Here is a 19341-nt window from a genome sequence, read left to right as displayed (position 1 = left end):
CCCCGACCCGGACCCCGACTCCAACGCAGACTCCGACGCGGATCCCGTCTCCAACGCGGACCCGGACCCGGCCCCCGAGGCGGACTCGAACGTGGATGGCGACAAGGCGATCGGAGCGTTGGTTCCCCGGGACATCGAGGCAGCGTTAATCGGTTCCGACGTGGTCGTGGCGCGCAAGACCGGTCCAGTTGCATCCGGCGAGAGCGCGCGTTGTACGGCTGCGATCGAAGCCGACCGCTTCGAGTCCGAGGTGATAGGCGCAATCGCATCCCCACCAGTCACACCCGCACTGCTCCAACCCTCACCCATCCCACCCGCACTGCTCCAACCCTCACCCGTCCCACCCGCACTGGTCGCGCCGGGTGTGATCGGCCCTGAGCCGAGCGCGTCCGGGAACGTCGAGTCTCCATCGGCAACCCGCTGCACGACATCCTGAGCAATCGGCGACGACAATGGCAGCCCCGGCCCGCGCTCAGTCGACGCCGACGTGACGGCATCCGACGTGACGGCGGCAGACGTACCCGGGTCCGACGCAACGGGGACCGGCGCCCCAAGCGGTGCCGGCATCGCGGGTGCTGACATCAGCTCGGAACTGCGCTGGACCGCAGGCGGCGGACTCACGACCGGCGCTCGGCCCGGACCGCTTCCAACCTCGGTCGACGCGACCGATCCCGCGGAGTGGGCGAACGTGGGATGGACCTCAGCCCCTAGCTCCGGCGAGTCGTCGGTCACGCGTTGTACCGCAGCCGCTGTGCTCTGCGGCGCGGCAGAGGCGAGCTGCTGGGTCTGCCCAGGTGGAGGCGGAAAAGTGACTTGATGTGGTTCGTCCGCCGGGACCGCGGTGGCATATCCCGCGATCTCACCAGCAGGCGCGGTCGCGTCCACCGCATGTCCGAGCGGCTCCAGGAACCGAGGATCCTGATAAGCAGCCAGGGAATCCCTGAACCGCCCAGCCTCAGCGATCGGCGTGATCGCAGCAACCGACCGCTGCAACGGCGGCAACTCACGCCAGGCCGCCCGCTGCACCACCCCCTGCTCCCACACCCCACCCGCACGGTCACCAGCCGCACCGTCAGCGGTCGCCCCCTCACCGCCCGCGCTCCCACCAGTAACCGCTCCGGCCCCAGACCACCTGGAAGCCGACTCAGGCACGGCAGCGGTTGACGTCGGCTGCGTGGTTCGGCGGAATGGCCAGCGCATGGTTTACCTGCCTGAGTGGACGCGGGCGTTCAGCTGGCCGATCTCGTCGACGAAGCGCCGCCGTTCGGGGTGTTCGAGGTCGAGGATCTCCCCGCGGGACCAGTGGAAGTGGTAGGCGACGTACGCGACCTCGGCATACAACTGCTCCGGCGCGTACGTCACGATTCCCCCAGGCGACCACCGGCCAGGTCCACCGCGAACCCATGACCGCACTCCGGGCACTTGACGCCGGCCCGGGTGTGCCCTTCCTGATTCACCCGCCGATATAACTCCTGTAGGAACGCCAGATCCGCGGCGAACAGGTTCTCGATCACCCCGGCGTGGATATCGGTCACACTCCCCAACCGAGTCACCACCCGCCCGAGCAACACCACAGTCAGGTACGCCGGGTTCTCGCGCACCCGATCGTCCCGCAACGGCACCAGTTCGTCCCGCGCTGTCGCCAGCCGCATCACCCCGTCCCGATGCACCACCCCGGACGAGTCCACATATCCCCGCGGCAACACAAACGAGAACTCAGTCCGCAACTCCGGCACGCCCTCACCCGAACCAACCCCGCCGGCCCCGTATCGAGCCCCAGCCTCGTATCCGGCCCCCGTACCAACCCCGCCGGCCCCATATCCGACCCCCGGACCAACCCCGCCCACGACGGATCCCGCTGCACCCGCGATCCCGCTCGCCCCCGGAACGACACCGCCCGGTCCAACCCATGCCGTCGTACCCGGACCCGCCGTCCCCGGATCCGCCGTGCCAGGGGCCGCGCCCGCGTATTCCGGCCCGCCGGGTCCCGGCGTACCGGGTTTGGCGAGGGTGCCGCGGCGCATCACTCGACCTCGAGGCGCTCGCAGGTGACGACCAGTTTCTCCGTCATCACCGAGGTGTCGCCAGCCTTCATGGTGCCGATCTCGAGACTCTTCGGCCAGGCGTTGGTGAGCTTGTACCGCTTCAACGGCGCGCCCTCGTAGTCGTACACGATGATCGCCCCGCCCTTGCGGACCGCGCCCATCTTGCCGAACTGGGAGTCCTTGATCCACTTGTCGAAACTGGTGTCCGCGGACAGCCCACGGGTCAGCGTGATCTCCGGTGCCTTCCAGCGACCCGGCAGTTTCTTGATCACGTACTTGCCGTCGGCACCGTTCTCCTTGAGCTCGATCACGTCCTGTTCCATCTTCAGGCCGCTGATCTCGGTGATGCTCTTGATCTGGATGCCGTCGAACTCCAGCCCGAAGGAGTGACCGACACCCGCGTCCATTTCCGGAAGTGCCATCGCTGCTTACCTTTCTGTGTCGATCAAGGGTTGATCAATAGTTGATTAGCATTGATCCATCTCGTCGATATTGATCAACGTTGATCCAGCATCATCACTCGCTGACCAGACTCGTCCCGCCGGAGAACTGGGACAGCCGGAACACCACGAACTCGGCCGGCTTCACCGGCGCGACGCCGATCTCGCAGATCACCTGGCCGGCATCGATCCCCTCCGCCGGGTTCGTCTCCCCGTCGCACTTGACGAAGAACGCCTCGTCCGGGGTCTGCCCGAAAAGTGCGCCGTTGCGCCACTCGTTCACCAGGAACGCCGAGATGGTCCGCCGAATCCGGGCCCACAGCGCCTCGTCGTTCGGCTCGAACACCACCCAGTTCGTTCCGGTGAGGATGGACTCCTCCAGGTAGTTGAACAGCCGCCGTACGTTGAGGTACCGCCAGGCCGGATCGGACGACAGCGTCCGCGCTCCCCAGACCCGATTGCCCCGGCCCGGGAACGTCCGCAATACATTGATGCCGACCGGGTTCAGCAGATCGTGCTCGGCCTTGGTGATCTGTACTTCGAGGCTGACCGCGCCCCGGATGATCTCGTTCGCCGGTGCCTTGTGGACGCCGCGGGTGTCGTCGTTGCGACCCCAGATCCCGGCCATGTGACCGCACGGCGGGATGAACCCGAGCTGCCCGGTCGCGGGATCGGCCGTCTTGATCCACGGGAAGTACAGCGCGCCGAACGCCGAGTCGTAGCCGGCCTTGTCGACCAGCCATTCCTTGACCTGCTGGGCATTCAGCCCCGGCGGCGGGTCGAGGATCGCGATCCGGTCCCCCATCAACTCGCAGTGCGCGAGCATCGCCAAGTGCACAGCCTGGACCGTCTCCAGGTCGATCGCCCCCTGCTGGTAGGCGCTCATCAGGTCCGGCACGCAGAGCATGGTGATCTCGTCGACGGCCTCCAGCCCACCGAACCCGGTCCGGTCCGCGACATCACCGACGTAGTCCTCGGCACTCAACCGCGGCGACGGTACTGCGGGCGCGGGCGGAGGCGCGGCCAGGACGACCTCCCCGCTCGCGGGCTTCTCCAGCGCCGCACCGGAGATCTCCTCGACCCGGACCTGCTGTGACGTCGCGTTGACGACGGTCGCCACGTTCGTCTTCCCGCGGGACAGGGTGAGCCGGTCGAACTCCTCCACCTGTTCGCCGTTGCGCTTGACCACGATCCGGAACATCTCATCGGACGGGTTGTCGCCACCGGCGTCGGTGATCTCGACACTCAGCTCACCCGGCGCCTGGGCCGGATCCAACGCGACCACCCGGAACCGCCCGAGCATCGCTTGCGGTCCGGCCGGCAGCTCCTTGCGACCACGCGCCCCTTTACCGCCGCCGTCCGCGGACTCGGGCTGCCCGATCCGTACGACGTAACAGTTGCCGCCGCCGTTCTGGAAGTACCCGTAGACGGCCTGCGCCAGATACGACCCCGGCACGAATCCCCCGAAGGCATCCGTGAACGCGGTCCAGTTGCTGATCAGCGTGGCCTGGTTGAAGGGCCCGGTCTCGGCGAGCCCCACGAACGCGGCGACCGCCGTACCGACACCCTCGAGCGGGCGAGCGCCCGATTCGACTTCCTCCACATACACACCCGGTGACAGGTACGTCGGCATGCTGCCCCTCCTCGGTCAGGTTTGCTCCAGCCTGACCGCCCCCGCTGCCCCCGTGGGCGACCGACGGGACGAAGTACAGGGCAATCTCAATTGCCCGAAGGGGAAACGGCATAGACCGGCAGGACAAGCGGGAGCTCGGACAGGAAGCGGGGACCGCGGACATGAAATAGACCTGTCCGAGGTCCCGGCTTGTTGTCCGAGGTACTGGCGAAGATCAGCAGTTGAGGTCGATCGGGCGGACGAACGGATCGATTGCAGCGGACGACTTGTCGGCTGCATCGGCGCGAGCGGTTGCCTCGTCGTTGTGCATGTCCTGGAGTTTGGTGCTCATCTCGCTCTCCAGCCCGGCACGTCCGCAACCGGTGATGGAGTACTTCCGGTTCGTGATCCCGTTGTAGGTACGCAGCCGACGCGCGTGTTCCTGCTCGTGCGGACCGAGGACGTCCCGCAGGAACGACCGCACCCGCCGCTGCTGGCAATCACTCAGCCCTTCGGGCATATCCGGCATCCGGATCGTCACATCCACGTGATACGTCACCGCGATCGTGCCGGTCGCCCTCAGACAAGGATCCTCGTCCGAGCAGTCACATCCCTTTGCCCGCACGATCTTCGGCTTGCTGACCACACTGGTACCGCCGTCGTACGACCCGCTCGTCTCCCCGTGCAGGTTGACGCTGACCGGACCACCGCGGAGCGCGATCGACACCGCCCGATTCCCCACCGTCTGCTGCAAGGCGAGCACCCGCTCGTACTGCGAACCGACGGTCGCCGCGCGCGCAGCAGTACCCGGCGCCTTCCGCGCGACCGCGACCACGGACTTCTTGCGGGCATGCACAACCCCAGTGCACCCGCTACATCCGCCGCTGTCTACCCAGCGGCGCCTTATCCGACGGTCAGCTCTCTTCCTCCTGAGCCTCTTCCTCGTCCCGCTGCACGAAGGCCCCCTGCACCTCTTCTTCCTTCTCCTCCTCAGCCGGCGCCTCGGCGCGCTGCAAATCCGCCTCTTCATCAGCGTGCCGCTGCACATCCGCCTCTTCATCAGCGTGCCGCTGCACATCCGCCTCTTCATCAGCGTGCCGCTGCACACCCGGCGCGGCCTCGTCCACATCCCGCTGAATCGCAGGCCCAGCCAGCCCAGCCGGCGTAGGCGCGGGCGCCGCCATCGCCCTCTCAGCGTTGGCCGAAGCCTCCCGCTCGAACCGATCCGACGGATCGCTCACCTTGATCCCCCCGGGCGCCGACGACCCATCCACCGGCCCACTCCGCTGCTGCACCACATGCGTCAACTCATGAGCCAACATCACCTTGCCATCAGCCGACGACGGGTCGTACTTGTCCCGCTGAAACACCACATTGCTCCCCACGGTGTACGCATGCGCATTCACCGCCTTCGCCGAATCATGCGCCGCCCCATCGTCATGCACCCGCACATCCGAGAAGTCATGCCCCAGCCGCCCCTCCATCTCCCCCCGAACCTCCGGATCCAACGGCCGCCCACCCCCCGAAATCACGTCATGCACCGGCGACCGCTCCTCCTCCACCATCGCCGTAACCCCGCTATTCCCAACAGCCCGCTGCAACCCCAACACCCCCGCAGGCCCCAACACATCAGTCCGCCCCTCAACGGCAGCCTTCCCGTCGTGCTCCGACACCGGCTCCTCGACCCGCCCACTCCTAGGCCGCAGCGCCGCCTCATCCGCATCAAACCTGTGCTCACGCATGACCACTCGCCTCCGATCCCTGACTCTCAAGCTCCCACCTCGAGGTGGGAACGGCTAACACATCTGTCGTTTGGCTACTGCTTACCCTCGGCCCTGAATCGCTCGACACCCTTCACTCGTTCCTCCAGGAAGTCGAGGACCTGCTCCAACTGCGCCTCGTATGCCGCCACGATCTCTCCCCGGGACGGCCGCGTCTCTGCTCCCTTTCCACGGGCATCGCCAACGGTCTTCTGTTCAGCTACCACAGCCGCAGCGGCACGGGAAACTGAGTCGCGACCACGTGCCCGGAACTCCTTCTGGATGTCGTCTCTGATCCTTTCCAGCAGGTCAGGTGGGAATCGCCCGTTCGCTGGGAGGGCCTTCATTTTTTCGCGGACAAGTTGCTTCATCCGCCGGATGGATGCGAGATCGCCCACTGCCGCTGTGGTCGTCTTCTCCTTGGAGGCGTTTGCGTACATCAGCACGGTGACCATTGCGTCGTACTCCGCGTTGCTAACTGGCGCGTTGATCGGCAGGATCGAGAAGAAGGCCGATATTAGTTCACGCGGGATCAAGTGCTCGGACTCCATCCGCCAGGCGCTGACCTCCTTGCCCTTGTCCGGCGGTCGAAGACGGGACTGCTGCATATGATGTGGCGCCGCCTCGCCGATGTGCGGTGCGTGACCTCCAGGCCCGCCTCCAGTTGCGTCCATCTCCTTCTTTGTGAGCGCAACAATCTTCTTGAGGATTGCCTTGGCCTGGCGCCACAACTTGTTGGCCTCGGCCATCAGCGCTCGATCACTCGAGGTTCCGGTCATGGTGCTGGCCAGCCGGTAATACTCCGTCATATTGGCCCGGAACTCGTCATCGAGCTGGGCAACAGCCGGATCCGATACTGCCTTGCCAGCCGGCTTGGGGTTCTTGCTGGCCGTGTAGATGTTCTGTGGCGCTCCCTTCTTCGAGTAGATCTCATGCTTCTCCCCGCCCGCCTCGAAAGACTCCCGGAAGGTTATGCCGAGCATGCGGTCCTTCAGACGCCTGAAGGCATCCGTCACACCTGCTGCCTTCTTCTTCACCCACCCCTTGCCAGCTTCGACCTTGCCCTTGACGTAGGCCTTGCCTGCCTCGACTTTGCCTTTGACGTAGGCCTTGCCCGCGGCGATTTTGGCCTTGACCTTGCCGCCGATCTTTTTGAGGCCTCGGATGACTGGGCCGGCCAGTTTGAGGCCGGTTTTGATGACGAAGTCGAGGGCTTTGTTGACTGGTTTTTGGAGTTTTTCTACTATTTCTCGGATCTTCTGGCCGATGCCGCCTAGGCCGATGACGCTGGCGAGGAAGCCGATGATGATGGGGACCATCTGGCCGAGGACGTCGTTGATCTTGTTGACCACGCCGCCGACGTTGCCCTTCACGATGTCGGCGACCGAGTCGATCACGGTGTTGACGAACTTCAGGATCCGGCTGCCGTTGTTGACGAAGAACATCACCACGTCGTAGATCAGCTTGCACGCCTTGATGAATGCGGCGGCCGGGTTGAGCAGGCCGATCAGCCAGGTGATGCCGGCGGTGATGATCTTGGTGATGACGAAGTCCTTGACCTGTTCGAGGATCATCTCCTTGATGTCGCCGAGTTTCTCGATCAGCATCTGCCACAGGCCCGCGATCCCTTCGCTGCGGAGCTTCTGGAAGATCTCGACGCCCTTCTCCATCGCCGCCATCGCGGGTTCGCCGATGTTCTTGACCAGGCGGTTGCGGATGTTCGCCCAGGTCAGCCCGAACAGCGACAGCAGCAGCTGCAGGATCCCCTTGATGTCGAACTTGTCCGGCAGCTGCACCCCGCCCTCGGCGAGCGCGCCGAACAGCCAGCTCATCAGCCCCTTGCGGAGGTGGTCGAGGATGTTGTCCTTGAACTTGAGGATGCCGCCCTTCACCCCGTCGATCAGGTTGGACAGGAAGCCGACCGGGTTCTTGACGATGTCGCCGACCACGCCGGCCACCCGGGCGAGCACGTTCTTCAGCATCCCGACGAGTTCGCGGATCGTGTTGATGACGGCCTTGATCGCGCCGATCGCCTTGTCCACCAGGCCCTTGTTCTCGGCCTGCAGTTCCTCGATCCGCTCGTCCAGGCCCTTGCGCGCCTCGGTGTACTTCGACGCCAGCGTCTCGACCAGCGCGTCCTGCTTGGAGTCGACGTCGCTCTCCAGCTGCTCGAACTTCTCGCCGATCTCCTTCGCGGCCTCGCCGCCGACCTTCTGCAGATCGGCCGGCAGGCTCTTCACGTACGCCGCGATCTCGCTCCGGCCAGACGCGATCCGGGCCTTCGCGGCGGTCAGGTCGTTGCCGACGATGTCCGCGACCTTCGAGATCACGCCGTCCATCTGCTTGAGGTAGATCTCCCGGCCCGCCTCGTAGAACTCGTTCACCTTCGACGGCATCCCGAGCAGCTTGTCCTTGGCCCACCGCAGTCCGCCGAGCCAGCCGCCGTACCGGTCCTTCTTGTACGCCGACATCTTGCCCGCGACATATCCCTCGAACGCGGCCCGTGCCGACTTCTCGCCCTCGTCGAAGGCGGCCTCCACCTTCGGGTCGATGCCGTCCAGGATCTTCTTCACATCGGTCTCGGCGGCCGTGAAGATGCCCTGGATCTTCGCCGTCACCTCGGCCCGTTTGGCCTCGTCCTTCGACTTGGTCTTGCCCTTCTCGGCGACCAGTTTGGCCAGCGCGGCCGCCTTGGACCCCTGCATCCCGGCGACCCCGGCCTTCGTCTCGGCGGTCGCCTCGGCCTTGTTCTGGGCGATGGTCTGCTGCTCCTGCTGCCGGAACGCGGCCGGCGCGGTGTCCGCATGAGCGGCCGCGGCCTGCTTGTCCTTGAGCGCGTCCTGGAACTGCGGCTCGTTGGACTGCGCCAGCTGCTGTTCGCTGACCTCCGCCTCAGCCATCTCCGAATTGGCCTGATGCTTCCCGGCCTCCAGGTTGGTCTGCTCCGGCGGCGCGGTCTTCGGTACTGCGCCCGCGGCCGGTACCGCCGCGGTCTGGCCGGGGTCCTCGGTCTCCATCGGAGTGACCGGCTTCGGCACCGCCTTGGACTGGTCGGGCGGCGCCTCGGTCGCGGCCTCGATGTCCTTGGCCTGCCCCTCCTTGCCCTGGGTGACCATGCCCTTGACGTCGCCCTTGACCTCGGCTGCCTTGCCCGACTCCTTGTAGTTGTCGGCTTCCTTCAACGTCTTCGGCGACTTCGCCTCGATCGCGGTCTTCACCGCGGCGATGAACGCCTTCTTGTCGAACGTGCCCGGCTGCTGGGCGTCCATGGTGTCGGCCTTCGCGGCCTTGGCCTGCCCGGTCAGGTCGTCGGTCGGCGCAAGCGCCGCGTCCTGCGCCTCCTTCGCCTTCGACGCCGCCGGCGGATGCGCCCGCTTCGCCTTGGCGAACCCCTTCACCCCGCTGGTGACCTGGGTGAACGCCGGATCCTCCTCAGGCCGTACGCCGGTCGGCCGGACCGGCGGCTGCAACAGCTGCTCACCCGCCAACGGCGCAATCTCAGGCGCTGCCGCACCAGCACCACCCGCGGCAACGGGTCCAGCCGCTCCCCCGCCACCGCCAGAACCACCTACCTTGGGAGCCTTCGAAGCCGCCTTCCCCAATGGACTCTTCTTCGGCACCGGTTTGGGCGGCGGCACGGGCTTCTTCGCCGGAACCGCACTCGGACCGAACCCGGTCGTCGTCACCGCCAACGCCGACGGCGGCGGCTTGGGCCCTTCGAGGTCAACCGGTACCCCGGCCGCCTTGGCCTGCTTCAGCCCTTTCTCGACCGTGTCGATCGCCGGCTCATCCTGCTTGATCTCCCGCAACGCCGAGTCGATCTCACTGATCGCCTGATCCCCCGGCGACTTCAGCTTCGCCGCGAGCAACGCGTTGACCGCCGCGTTCCCGGCCGCCCGCTGCAATCCCAGCAGTCCCCCGAACGGGCGCGCGCGTTGGCCGGCTGCCCGGCGCTTACCTTCGGCCAGGGCGTTGCCGGCCTCGGCCTTGGCAGCACTGTCGGACGTCCGGTGTGAGCCGACCATGACGAAAGCGTCCTCGACCCCGCGCGGAGGTGTCCCCGGTGGTCAGGCACGCCCCGGGGCAATCGGCACTGCCCGAAAGGGCATCCGCAATGATCGCCCGGGTAGATCAAGAAAGCGCTTCAATGAGAGATTTCCGCAAAGCCGGTGCATTTATCCAGGCGACAGCTACCAATGACCGGAGTAACTTCGAAATGTGGGGGGTGCCTGGCGCGGCTTGATCATCCTGCGGTTTCTCTTGTGCATGGTTACCGTGGCAATCCCCGCAGCCCTGCAGCCAACGCTCGCGGCAGCTGCGCAACCCACCGGACTCACTTGGTCGGCCACGATCAACGGCCGTACCGTCGCCGACGTCGACAGCAACGAGCCACTCGTCCTGGCCGGGGACGGCTCCACCCCCATCCAGCTGAATCTGACCAACAGCGGCTCGACCGCGATCAAGGTGCGCAGTGTCCGGCTCGAGGGTCGCGTGATGGGTATGACGTTCTTCCGCTACACGACCCGGCTCGACATCGTGCTCGCACCCGGCGCCACGACAGAACGTCGCTTCGATCTCGATCTCGACGACCTGACCGGCCAGGCTGTCGGCCTGATCCCGGCGAAGTTCCAGCTCCTCGACGACCGCCGTACGGTCGTGGTCGAGGACAGCCTGCCGGTTCGGGTCAGGGGTTCACTCACCTCGGTGTACGGCGTGTTCGGGCTTGCTGTCGCTGGGATCACGGCCGTTCTGCTGATCTCATTGCTGATCGCGCTGAGCCAACGCAAGCTGCCGTCCAATCGCTGGCAGCGGGCCGTCCTCTTCCTGGCCGCCGGAACCGGCCTCGGGCTCACGCTCACCTTCACCCTCTCCGCCACACGCCTGCTGACACCGGGCGCGAGCGCGTGGGTTTCCCTCGTCGCGATCTTCGGCGCCGGAGCCTTCCTGGTGGGTTACTTCCTACCGCTCGGCACAGCCAGACCTGATCCGATCGATGCATCCGAGCCCGAACCGGAGCCTAAGCCCGAGCCGGAGTACGAGCCTGCCGACGGGGATCGGTTGCCATGATCCGGCGAGCTGGTGCCCTGCTCATCGTCGCGGCGGCAACCGTGCTCGTGTCGATCTCACCGTGTCGCCCCGCCCGTGCAGCAGAGGGCTATCAACTCGAATTCGGGCCTGAAACCCCCTCAACCAGCCTCGTCGGCAAGCCCTTCAGCGCAGTGGCAACGCTGACCCGGAACGGTGAGCCGATCGACGGTCAGCCCATCACCTTCCTTGTGACGAACGAAGACGGCGACATCATCCTGGCGGCGGACGACAACACGGATGCGAACGGCCTGGCCAAACTCAAACCATATATCAGCGAGGAAGTGCGAACGGACTTCATCCAGGCAATCACCCATGTGCAGAACGATCCGCCGTCCTGTACCTGCTCGCCGAGCATCCGGTCCTGTATCTGCTCGCCGAAGATCCAGCACGATTGGATCAACCCAAGGCTGGCGGTGTCTGCCACGCCATCTGGAACGTCAGGCCACGTCGGGTCGACCTTGACCATTCAGGCGTCCGTCACTGCCGACAAGGAACCAGCCGGCCTGGCAACAGTGACCATGGAATCCACGATGCCGGGGGACGCGGCGGTAATCCAGAACAAGACCGCCGATCGATTCGGTCACGTCGCCTTCAGCTACACCCGGCAGGTGGCCGGTGACGACACGATCATCGTCACGGCGCGCTGGGAGGGCCGGACCGCTGCGACGACGCTCAGCCGAACCTGGACCACCGATCGACCTACCCCCACGCCAACGCCAACGCCAACACCGACTCCATCACCTACGCCCACACCAACGCCGACCCCATCCCCAACGCCGACTCCGTCCCCCACACCCACACCCACTCCGTCCCCCACACCCACACCAACCCCGACACCCACGCCGGTAACATCCACCCCACTTAATCCGGTGATCACGCTCGATCCGGACAATCTCACGAGCAGAACAGGCACCACCTTCACGGCGACCGCGAGGCTCACCAGCAGCTCCGGCGATCCGATCCCGGCCCGCCTCATCACCTTCGTCACCACGATGAAGGCTCAGCGCCAGTTGACGAACAAGGCAGCCACCGACGAGGACGGAACCGCGCGGTTCACCTACCGCAGGACCGATGTGGGCTCTGACGTCGTTCAGGCCAGCGTGACCGTCGACGGCGTGACCGTAAGCGACCGGATCGATCATCGATGGTCCGAGGATTCGCCGCCCCCATCAGAAGGCACCCTGAAACTCGGCGCCCGGTCCGCCAGCGCTGGCGGTGACCTCGCCCTGGACGGCACCGGCTGCCCGCCCGGAGCCCGCGTACGAATCACCATCGGCGAACGCTCGGTCGCATCGACGCTTGCCGACCCGGCAGGCGACTACTCGATCGTCGCTGCCCTTCCGGACCTCCCGCTTGGCAGGCATCGAATCAGGGCTGCATGCGGCAATGCCACGGCTCAGGCCGATGTCGACGTGATCGGATTGACAGCCAGCACCGGTACGGCCGGTCCGGCGGCGGCGATGACGAGCGCCGCAGTACTGACCTTCTTCGTGCTGCTCGGCGGGAGCCTAGTGCGGCGTACGTCGGGCCGACACAGCAAAGCCCAGTAGTCCGGCCGCGGCACTGAGGCTGACGACGATGAGGACGACCGAGATCGGGGTCAGCAGCCGGCCGCCGATCCACGTCGCCAGGGTCAGTACGAAGCCGAGCACCAGTCCGACCCCAGCCATGCCGATCAGGTCGCCGACGTGAACCCTTGCACGGTGCTTTCTCAATTCCCGCAGCAACGACTCGGCGTACGCCAGTGCGAACAGCAGACCGAGAATCAGCGCTCCCCCGGGAATTGTCGCGAATGGTGACCACCACGAACCACCCGAGCGGTCGAGCAGCATCTCGCCACCGGACGGCTCGACCACGGCGACAACCGGACCGGCCAAGAACAACTTGTACCCGTCGTTGATCTGAAAGGTCCGGTCCGCCCCGAGCTTGATCGGATCGCCGGGCAACTCGATCCCGAGAATCGTCGGAGTCAGTTGTGCGCCCGCCGGCGTGTTCGCAGGAAGTGCTGTCGTGCGCCCTTTCGCCACATCCCACCTCAGCTGCGAGCGAACCGCGGTCGTCGGCCCAAGAACGGCGAACACCACGCCGATCAGCAACAACAAGCCTGCGGCGAGCGCATACCCTCTGGACCTTGTTGATCGTGGCGGACCGGGCCGCCCTGCGCGTCGAGGCGGACTGGGCTGCGGCCGAGTTCGTTGAGCCGGGCTTGGTTGCGGGGGCGGGACCTCGGTCCTGGGCGTGACAGCGGGCGGGACGGTGGGCGTGGCAGCCGGCCGAGCAGCGGGCGCGGGCAGCAGGGCCGCGCCCATCGCGACACAGAGCTTCGGCTGCGAACTGGGGGCCACCGGCCGGCCGAGCCGGGCGGCAAGCTGTTCGCTGACGATCGGGATGGACGCCGATCCGCCCACCATCACCACAGCCGCGAGATCCGCCGGAGACAGGCCCGCATGCAGGATCACGCGTTCCAGGCAGTCGACGGTCCGGCCGATCGAGGGCCCGATCAGCTCCTCGAATTCCGACCGCGTCACCCGCACACTGGACGGCGCGCCCGCCACCCGAACCGGAATCGTGGCCGCGACATCAAACGAGAGTTTCTCCTTGGCCGCAGCACATTCTCGGCGCAGCTCAACTAGTGCGCTGGTCAGCTGCGGATTATCGTCGTCCGCCGGCAATCCGAGCGACGGCAAAATATGCGTGAAGATCGCATCGTCGAAGTCGAGTCCACCAAGCTGCTCGATTCCTTCCGGCTTGCCCAGGAACGTGAATCCACCTCCAACCTGGCGCAGTACGGCCGCGTCGAACGTTCCGCCGCCCAGGTCGTGACGGCGATGGTGTCCCCATCCCGTACCCTCCCGGTCGATGCGAAGTGCAGCGCCGCCGCCTCCGGTTCCGTACAGACCCTGGCCGCGGTGACGCCGCTGATGGAGATGGCCTGATCGAGCAACTCCCGGCGATAGGGACCCCAGTTGGCCGGGCAGGTCACGACGACCTCATCCGCTTCGCCACCCTGGAGCCGCGCCACCTGCTTGATCACCGCCCCCAGGAGTTCGCCGGTCAGGACGTGCGCCGACACCGGAGTACCACCTATGTAGAGGTTGGTGTTGTCCCCGATCCGGCGTTTGAACTCGAGCTTCATCCGCTCCGGGTGCTCGGCGCCACGTCGTACGGCGACATCGCCGAAGACAAGTGATCCATCGTCGGACAGGAACGCGACGGACGGGATCGGTGCGGCGTAACCGTCACCGAGGAACATCGCCTCGATCGTCCCGCCACGAGCGACAGCCGCGGCGGTGTACGTCGTACCGAGGTCGACCCCCAAGCGATACCCCATCACGCACTCACCGGGAGACGGCGATCGGCGGGCGGACGGGCTGGTTTGTGGAGGTGTTGATGATCGTCAGCGTTTGGGAGCCGTCGCTGGTCACGTAGAGCCGGTTGCCGTCCGGATTGACTGCGATCGCCACGGGCTGGTCGCCGACCGCGATCGGTACGCCGGGCTGCGCGGTCCCGGTGTCGATCACGGCCACCTGATCGGTGTCCTTCAGCGTCGCGTACAAGGTGCGGCCACCGAACGCCAGCTCGGACGGCACCGCCTCGAGCGTGATCCGCCGGAGAATCTCCATCGCCTCGGTGTCGACGACGGTGATGCTCTTCGATCCTTCGTGCGTCAGATACAAGCGGTCGTCGGCCGGGTTGACGGCGATCGCGTGCGGACGCCGATCGACACGGAGCTCAGGTCTCGCCGCCTTCTTGGTCGTCGTACTGATCACGGAGACGCTGTTCGAAACGACATTGACGACATAGAGGCGATTCGCCGTGCCGTCGATGGCGAGATTCAGGGGCCAATCACCGACCTCGACGAGCGTCCTGACCGTGCCCTCCTCGATGACCGAGACGGTGTCGTCGCTGGTGTTGGTGACATACCCGGTGCCGTCGCCGGGGTCGATCACGATCGATTGTGGAAGCCGGCCGACCTGGATCGAGTCCACCGGTTCGAACGTTTTCTCATCGAGTCTGGTCACGGTGCCAGGGCCGTGGTTCACGACGTACACGTGACCACCACCGACTGCCATCCCCAGTGGCTGGCTGCCGACCCGGATCGAGCTCAGCTTCCCGGTCTTCAGATCGACGGCCGTCGCCGAGCTCGCGCTGAGGGTGCTGAGGTAGGCGGTTGTCCCGGTGGAGCTGACCGCCAGTCCGTACAACCCCGGGCCCTTGACCGCTTGCGAACTGCTGAGGGCCGTTGTCGGCTGCGTGCCGACCTGCGGCGGATCCCCGTCGCCGGTGGTCAGCAACACCACCGCGGTCGCAACACAGGCAACGGCGGCCGCAGCGCCGGCAATGGCGATCGCTCGACGAGTGCCCGGCGCGACCTCCCGCTCGACCGCGGGAACCACGGGCAGCACAGTGGTCGGCGGGTTCACCTCGAACCTCGCTGCCCCCATGGCGATGTCGTGCTTCGGGTGGGTGTCCAGCGCGATCGGCGTCGAGAACTCGGCCTGCAGCAGATGGCTTACCAGCGGGATCCGCGAACTCCCGCCGACCAATACGATCGCGGTCAGCTGGTCGGTCGTCGTACCGGCCGTTCGCAACGCACGAGTCGTTGCCTGCAAGGTCTGGTCCAGCACGGGGGCGATCAACGTCTCCAGCTCCGCCCGGGTCAACCGGACCGACGTACTCCGGTCCGGAAGGGCGACGTGAATCAGCGTGTCCACGTCCGCCGACAGGGCCTCCTTCGCCTCCACGCAATCCCGGCGCAACCGGGCCAACGCGGTTCGCCCCTCGGCGGTGTCCGGGTCGAGCTCCTCGATCGCCGGCCCGAGTACGCCGACCACGTGCTGGAAGACGGCTTCGTCGAAATCGACACCGCCGAGCTGATCGATGCCCTCCGGAGTACCCAGGATGGCGAACCCGTTGTCGGCCCGCTCCATCACGCACACGTCGAACGTGCCGCCGCCGAGGTCGTAGATGACGATGCGATCCCCGGTCGCGAGCTGGGCGCCGGCGGCGTACTGGATCGCGGCGGCCTGCGGCTCCGGACAGGTGATCGCCGGGCCGATGTCGGCCAACGCGATCACCTGATCGACCAGGTCGCGCTTGTAGGCGCCCCAGTCCGCCGGGTACGTCAGCACGACCTCGTCCGGCGGAGCACCCAGTCGCTCCGTCGCCCTCGCGACCACCCAGGACAACATCTTGGCCAGCAGCGCCTGGGCCGAGAACGGTTTCCCCGCCACGAGCAGCGGTACCGGATCGCCGAGCCTGCGTTTGAATTCCCGGACCAGCCGCGACGGATCATCACCAACGTGACGCTCAGCCGCCTCACCGACGAGGAACTCACCGTCCTCCTGCAGATACAGGACGGACGGGACCTGGAGCGCCCGGTTGCCCAGCCCGAGCATGACGGGCGCACCGCCGTCGCCGCTGCTAGCGGCCGCGGTGAATGTCGTCCCCAGATCGACCGCTAACCGGTATCCCATCGCCCCCACCCCGGATGGATTCCTCCTTATCTTAATTCGAGGAGTGGATAATAGGGACCGAATTCCCGCTCCAGCACGAGCCGACCGAGTTTGCGGTATTCCTGGCCGACCGCGGTGATCAGATCGGCCATGTGAACCGGCCCGCCGGATTCGGCGGCCAGGTAGGCGGCGGTGATGGAGGCGGACCGAATGTTGCCGCCGGCAAATTCGAAGGCTTCCGCGCAGAACTCCAGATCCAGGTCGTCGCCCAGCGGAAGAGGTGGGGCCAGGCACTGGTGCCAGAGCCGGGCGCGGAGATCGGCGGTCGGCGCCGGGAAGTCGATGATGGCGTCGAGCCGGCGGGTGAACGCCTCGTCGATGTTGGCGCGCAGGTTGGTGGCCAGGATCGCGAGTCCGTCGAAGCTCTCCAGCCGCTGCAGCAGGTACGCGCTCTCGATGTTGGCGTACCGGTCGTGGGCGTCGCGGACGTCGCTGCGTTTGCCGAAAATCGCGTCGGCCTCGTCGAAGAACAGCACCGCGTTCACCCCGGCCGCCTCGGTGAAGATCCGCTCCAGGTTCTTCTCGGTCTCGCCGACGTACTTGTCCACCACCGTGGCCAGGTTGACCGTGTAGAGGTCCAGCCCGAGTTCGGTGGCGATCACCTCGGCGGACATCGTCTTGCCGGTGCCCGAATCGCCCGCGAACAACGCCGTCACACCGCGCCCGCGACCACCACCACGCCGCATCCGCCAGTCGGTCAACACGGTTTCCCGATGCCGCGCCCGAGCCGCCAACCCCTGCAACGACCGCAGTACGGCCGGAGCCAGGACGAGATCAGACCACCCGACTTCGGGCTCGATCCGCCGGGCGAGACGTTCGAGTCCGGCGGCGTTCTGAGCCCGTACGCCGCGGCGCAGGTCCGCCGCGGTGATCGTCGTGCCCGCCAGCAGCGCCGATGCGGCCGCGGTCCGGAACACCTTTCTTACTTGACCTGGTCCAAGTGCGAGATGAGCCGCCAGCGCTTCGGGGTCGAGGGGCGATCCGTTCAGATGCTCGCGCCAGAGGTCGATCCGGTCGTGCGCGCCGAGGACGGGCGCATCCAGGGTCAGCGGGGTCTGCGGACTCCACCGTGGGTCCCAGGTCGTCGTACCGACGAAGATCACCGGAAGATCCCACTTACTTAACGTATGTAAGGACTCGAGGGACGCCTCCGCCAGAGCCTCGACCGGTCCCGCGATGAGGCCGGCTCCGCGCAGCAGGGCTTCCCGGCCGGCGATCACGGCGAGGCCGAGCGGATCAGAGTCGCGCGCCAGCAGGCTGAGGTCGAGCGCGACCACCCCCCGGCCGGCAGCGGCAAGGGCCGCCGCGGCGATCGACTGTCCTGTGCCCGTCTCATGCTCACGCAGGTGAACCAGCCGTACCCCGGACGCCAGGGTGCGGCCGAGATCCGCGCTCACCGCCGTCCGGTACGGCGTCGGTTCGTCGAGCATCGGGATCAGCCGATGATCGGGTAGATCGTCGCCGAGAAGGTGTGCTGTGACGCGATCGGGAACCCTGAGAGCCCGGGTCAAGAAGGGACGATCGGTGTCCTCGACGATCAGCAGACCCCGATCGACCAACGGACCGGTCGCGGTCAACCGGCCCCGGGCGACGGCGGACATCGGGGACACCCCAGCCAGGTCGAGCGCGAGGCCCACGCTCGGACGACGGCGGGTCACATCGTCGTTGAGGTACCCGTACAACCGCTCGAACCGGCTGTCCAGATCGGGCAGCAGCGCGATAACCAGCAGTTCGGTGTCCAGTTCCGACAGCCCGGCGTCGGCCACCAGCGAGCGCAATCGAATCGTGTTGCCCTCAGCAACCAGTTGGTCGGCGGACCGCTCCAGCTCGGCGTACGCGGCCTGGTCTACAGCAGCCGTGTGCCCGTGACCCTCGAGCAGGCGGTCGACCAGCTCGTCGTTGACGTACAGACCGCGGAAGGGATCGTCCATCGCCGGGTCGTCCGCGCGACGGGCAGCGACGAGCGCCCGGACCCGGTCCTCGACCAGACCCAGGCGAGCCAGCAGATAGTTCAAGCCGTACGCATCCGCGCGGACCGTCATGGCGCCATCCCCTGTGCGCACCCGATGGTGATCGCCTTCATCCAGTCCGCCTGCGGGCCTTGCGTGGGTTGGCCGGTTGCGGCGTGCCACCCGGGCGCCGAGGCGGCGTACCCGAGGGAGCGTCCTCGCGCGGCGGCCAGCCGTCCGTGCCGCCGAGGGAGACGCGAGGTGGTTGGTCGACCAGCGTCGCGGCCGGGTAGACGCGGCCGGTCGCGGTCGGCGCGGACACCACCAGATCCAGCGACGGCTTGAGCTCACCGCCGAGGGCGGACCAGACATCCGCGAACGACCTGTCCTCCGGCGGCGGCAGCGCGATCGTCAGCGGTACGCCCAACCCGAGCTCGGCCAGCGGACCGGTCAGCAGATCCTCCGGCAGCGCGTCGTGCCGGAGGAAGCAGGACAGCAGTCCGGACAACAGCCGGTGCTCGTCCTCCGGCCGCTGGGTCCACGCGGTGACGAGGTAGGACAGCTTGAAATAGCGCGGCGGCAGGTGCCGGGCGGCGATGTGCCGGTCCTCGTTGTACTCGTTCAGCAGACCACGCTCGCGCCGGCGCAGATCCTCGCGGATGTCGTAGAGGTAGACGTCGATGGTGGGGGCGTTGCGGCGGCTGGACCAGTCCTTGGTCGGGGCGTCGAACACCACTTCGACGTCCCGCGCGCCGACCGCCTCGCGCTGGATCAGGGCCTGCAGCGCCGAATCCACCTCTTGGATCACAACACGAGTGTTCCGCCGCCGCGACCGGCCGGGCAGCAGGCCGGGGACGATGCCGGGGCACCATTGCTTGCCCGATCGGGCAAGCAATGAGTGCTGCCCTCACCGGTCCAGACGCCTTAGCCT

At 66.7% G+C, this 19341-nt stretch carries 13 protein-coding genes and 1 pseudogene; 2 read left to right on the top strand and 12 right to left on the bottom strand.

From position 1 onward, the window contains the following. Positions 1 to 1203: 1203 nt before the first annotated feature. The 7 genes from EV643_RS44205 to EV643_RS20165 all read right to left on the bottom strand — a co-directional run bounded on the left by EV643_RS44205 (position 1204) and on the right by EV643_RS20165 (position 9882). Entirely contained in the window at positions 1204 to 1362 is a 159-nt protein-coding gene (locus EV643_RS44205) for a DUF6760 family protein (RefSeq protein WP_166665511.1), read from the bottom strand. Continuing rightward, entirely contained in the window at positions 1359 to 2024 is a 666-nt protein-coding gene (locus EV643_RS45740; protein ID WP_238165684.1) for a hypothetical protein, read from the bottom strand. The genes EV643_RS44205 and EV643_RS45740 overlap by 4 nt, the downstream gene beginning before the upstream one ends. Continuing rightward, positions 2024 to 2467, bottom strand: coding sequence for a phage tail protein (locus EV643_RS20185; protein WP_133801653.1), 444 nt, complete (start codon positions 2465 to 2467; stop codon positions 2024 to 2026). Before EV643_RS20185 ends, EV643_RS45740 begins: the two co-directional genes overlap by 1 nt. 94 nt (positions 2468 to 2561) lie before the next feature. Next, positions 2562 to 4118, bottom strand: coding sequence for a phage tail sheath family protein (locus EV643_RS20180; protein ID WP_133801652.1), 1557 nt, complete (start codon positions 4116 to 4118; stop codon positions 2562 to 2564). Between the two features lie 214 nt (positions 4119 to 4332). Beyond that, on the bottom strand, positions 4333 to 4953 hold the full coding sequence (locus EV643_RS20175) for a hypothetical protein (RefSeq protein WP_133801651.1): 621 nt from the start codon (positions 4951 to 4953) through the stop codon (positions 4333 to 4335). A gap of 58 nt (positions 4954 to 5011) precedes the next feature. After that, positions 5012 to 5662: an eCIS core domain-containing protein gene (locus EV643_RS20170; RefSeq protein WP_238165683.1), complete on the bottom strand. Its 651-nt coding sequence runs from the start codon at positions 5660 to 5662 to the stop codon at positions 5012 to 5014. A gap of 251 nt (positions 5663 to 5913) precedes the next feature. Further along, positions 5914 to 9882: a phage tail protein gene (locus EV643_RS20165; RefSeq protein WP_202869642.1), complete on the bottom strand. Its 3969-nt coding sequence runs from the start codon at positions 9880 to 9882 to the stop codon at positions 5914 to 5916. Between the two features lie 241 nt (positions 9883 to 10123). Between EV643_RS20165 and EV643_RS20160 the strand changes: the two genes are divergently transcribed. Beyond that, positions 10124 to 10924 (top strand): hypothetical protein, encoded by an 801-nt coding sequence (locus tag EV643_RS20160; RefSeq protein ID WP_133801649.1) that lies wholly within the window; start codon positions 10124 to 10126, stop codon positions 10922 to 10924. After that, positions 10921 to 12495 (top strand): Ig-like domain-containing protein, encoded by a 1575-nt coding sequence (locus EV643_RS20155; protein WP_133801648.1) that lies wholly within the window; start codon positions 10921 to 10923, stop codon positions 12493 to 12495. The genes EV643_RS20160 and EV643_RS20155 overlap by 4 nt, the downstream gene beginning before the upstream one ends. On the opposite strand, the gene EV643_RS45735 is transcribed toward EV643_RS20155, so the two are convergent. From EV643_RS45735 to EV643_RS20130, 5 genes and pseudogenes are all read right to left on the bottom strand, one after another. Further along, a complete protein-coding gene (locus tag EV643_RS45735; RefSeq protein WP_255513026.1) occupies positions 12454 to 13731 on the bottom strand; it encodes an Hsp70 family protein in 1278 nt (425 codons plus the stop codon). The genes EV643_RS20155 and EV643_RS45735 overlap by 42 nt on opposite strands. 89 nt (positions 13732 to 13820) lie before the next feature. Next, positions 13821 to 14276: pseudogene (locus EV643_RS46945) on the bottom strand (Hsp70 family protein); the annotation flags it as partial. A 7-nt stretch (positions 14277 to 14283) separates the two neighbouring features. Then, positions 14284 to 16422 carry an Hsp70 family protein gene (locus tag EV643_RS20140; RefSeq protein WP_133801645.1) on the bottom strand — a complete coding sequence of 713 codons (2139 nt, stop codon included), beginning with the start codon at positions 16420 to 16422 and terminating at the stop codon, positions 14284 to 14286. Positions 16423 to 16448: 26 nt separating this feature from the next. After that, positions 16449 to 18503: an ATP-binding protein gene (locus EV643_RS20135; protein WP_133801644.1), complete on the bottom strand. Its 2055-nt coding sequence runs from the start codon at positions 18501 to 18503 to the stop codon at positions 16449 to 16451. Between the two features lie 37 nt (positions 18504 to 18540). Then, on the bottom strand, positions 18541 to 19218 hold the full coding sequence (locus tag EV643_RS20130; protein WP_133801643.1) for a Pvc16 family protein: 678 nt from the start codon (positions 19216 to 19218) through the stop codon (positions 18541 to 18543). Positions 19219 to 19341 lie beyond the last annotated feature (123 nt).

This window comes from Kribbella caucasensis (assembly GCF_004361855.1).
Lineage (GTDB): Bacteria > Actinomycetota > Actinomycetes > Propionibacteriales > Kribbellaceae > Kribbella > Kribbella caucasensis.
The sequence above is the reverse complement of the archived record's forward strand: the minus strand, read 5'-3'. Positions and strand labels throughout refer to the sequence as shown.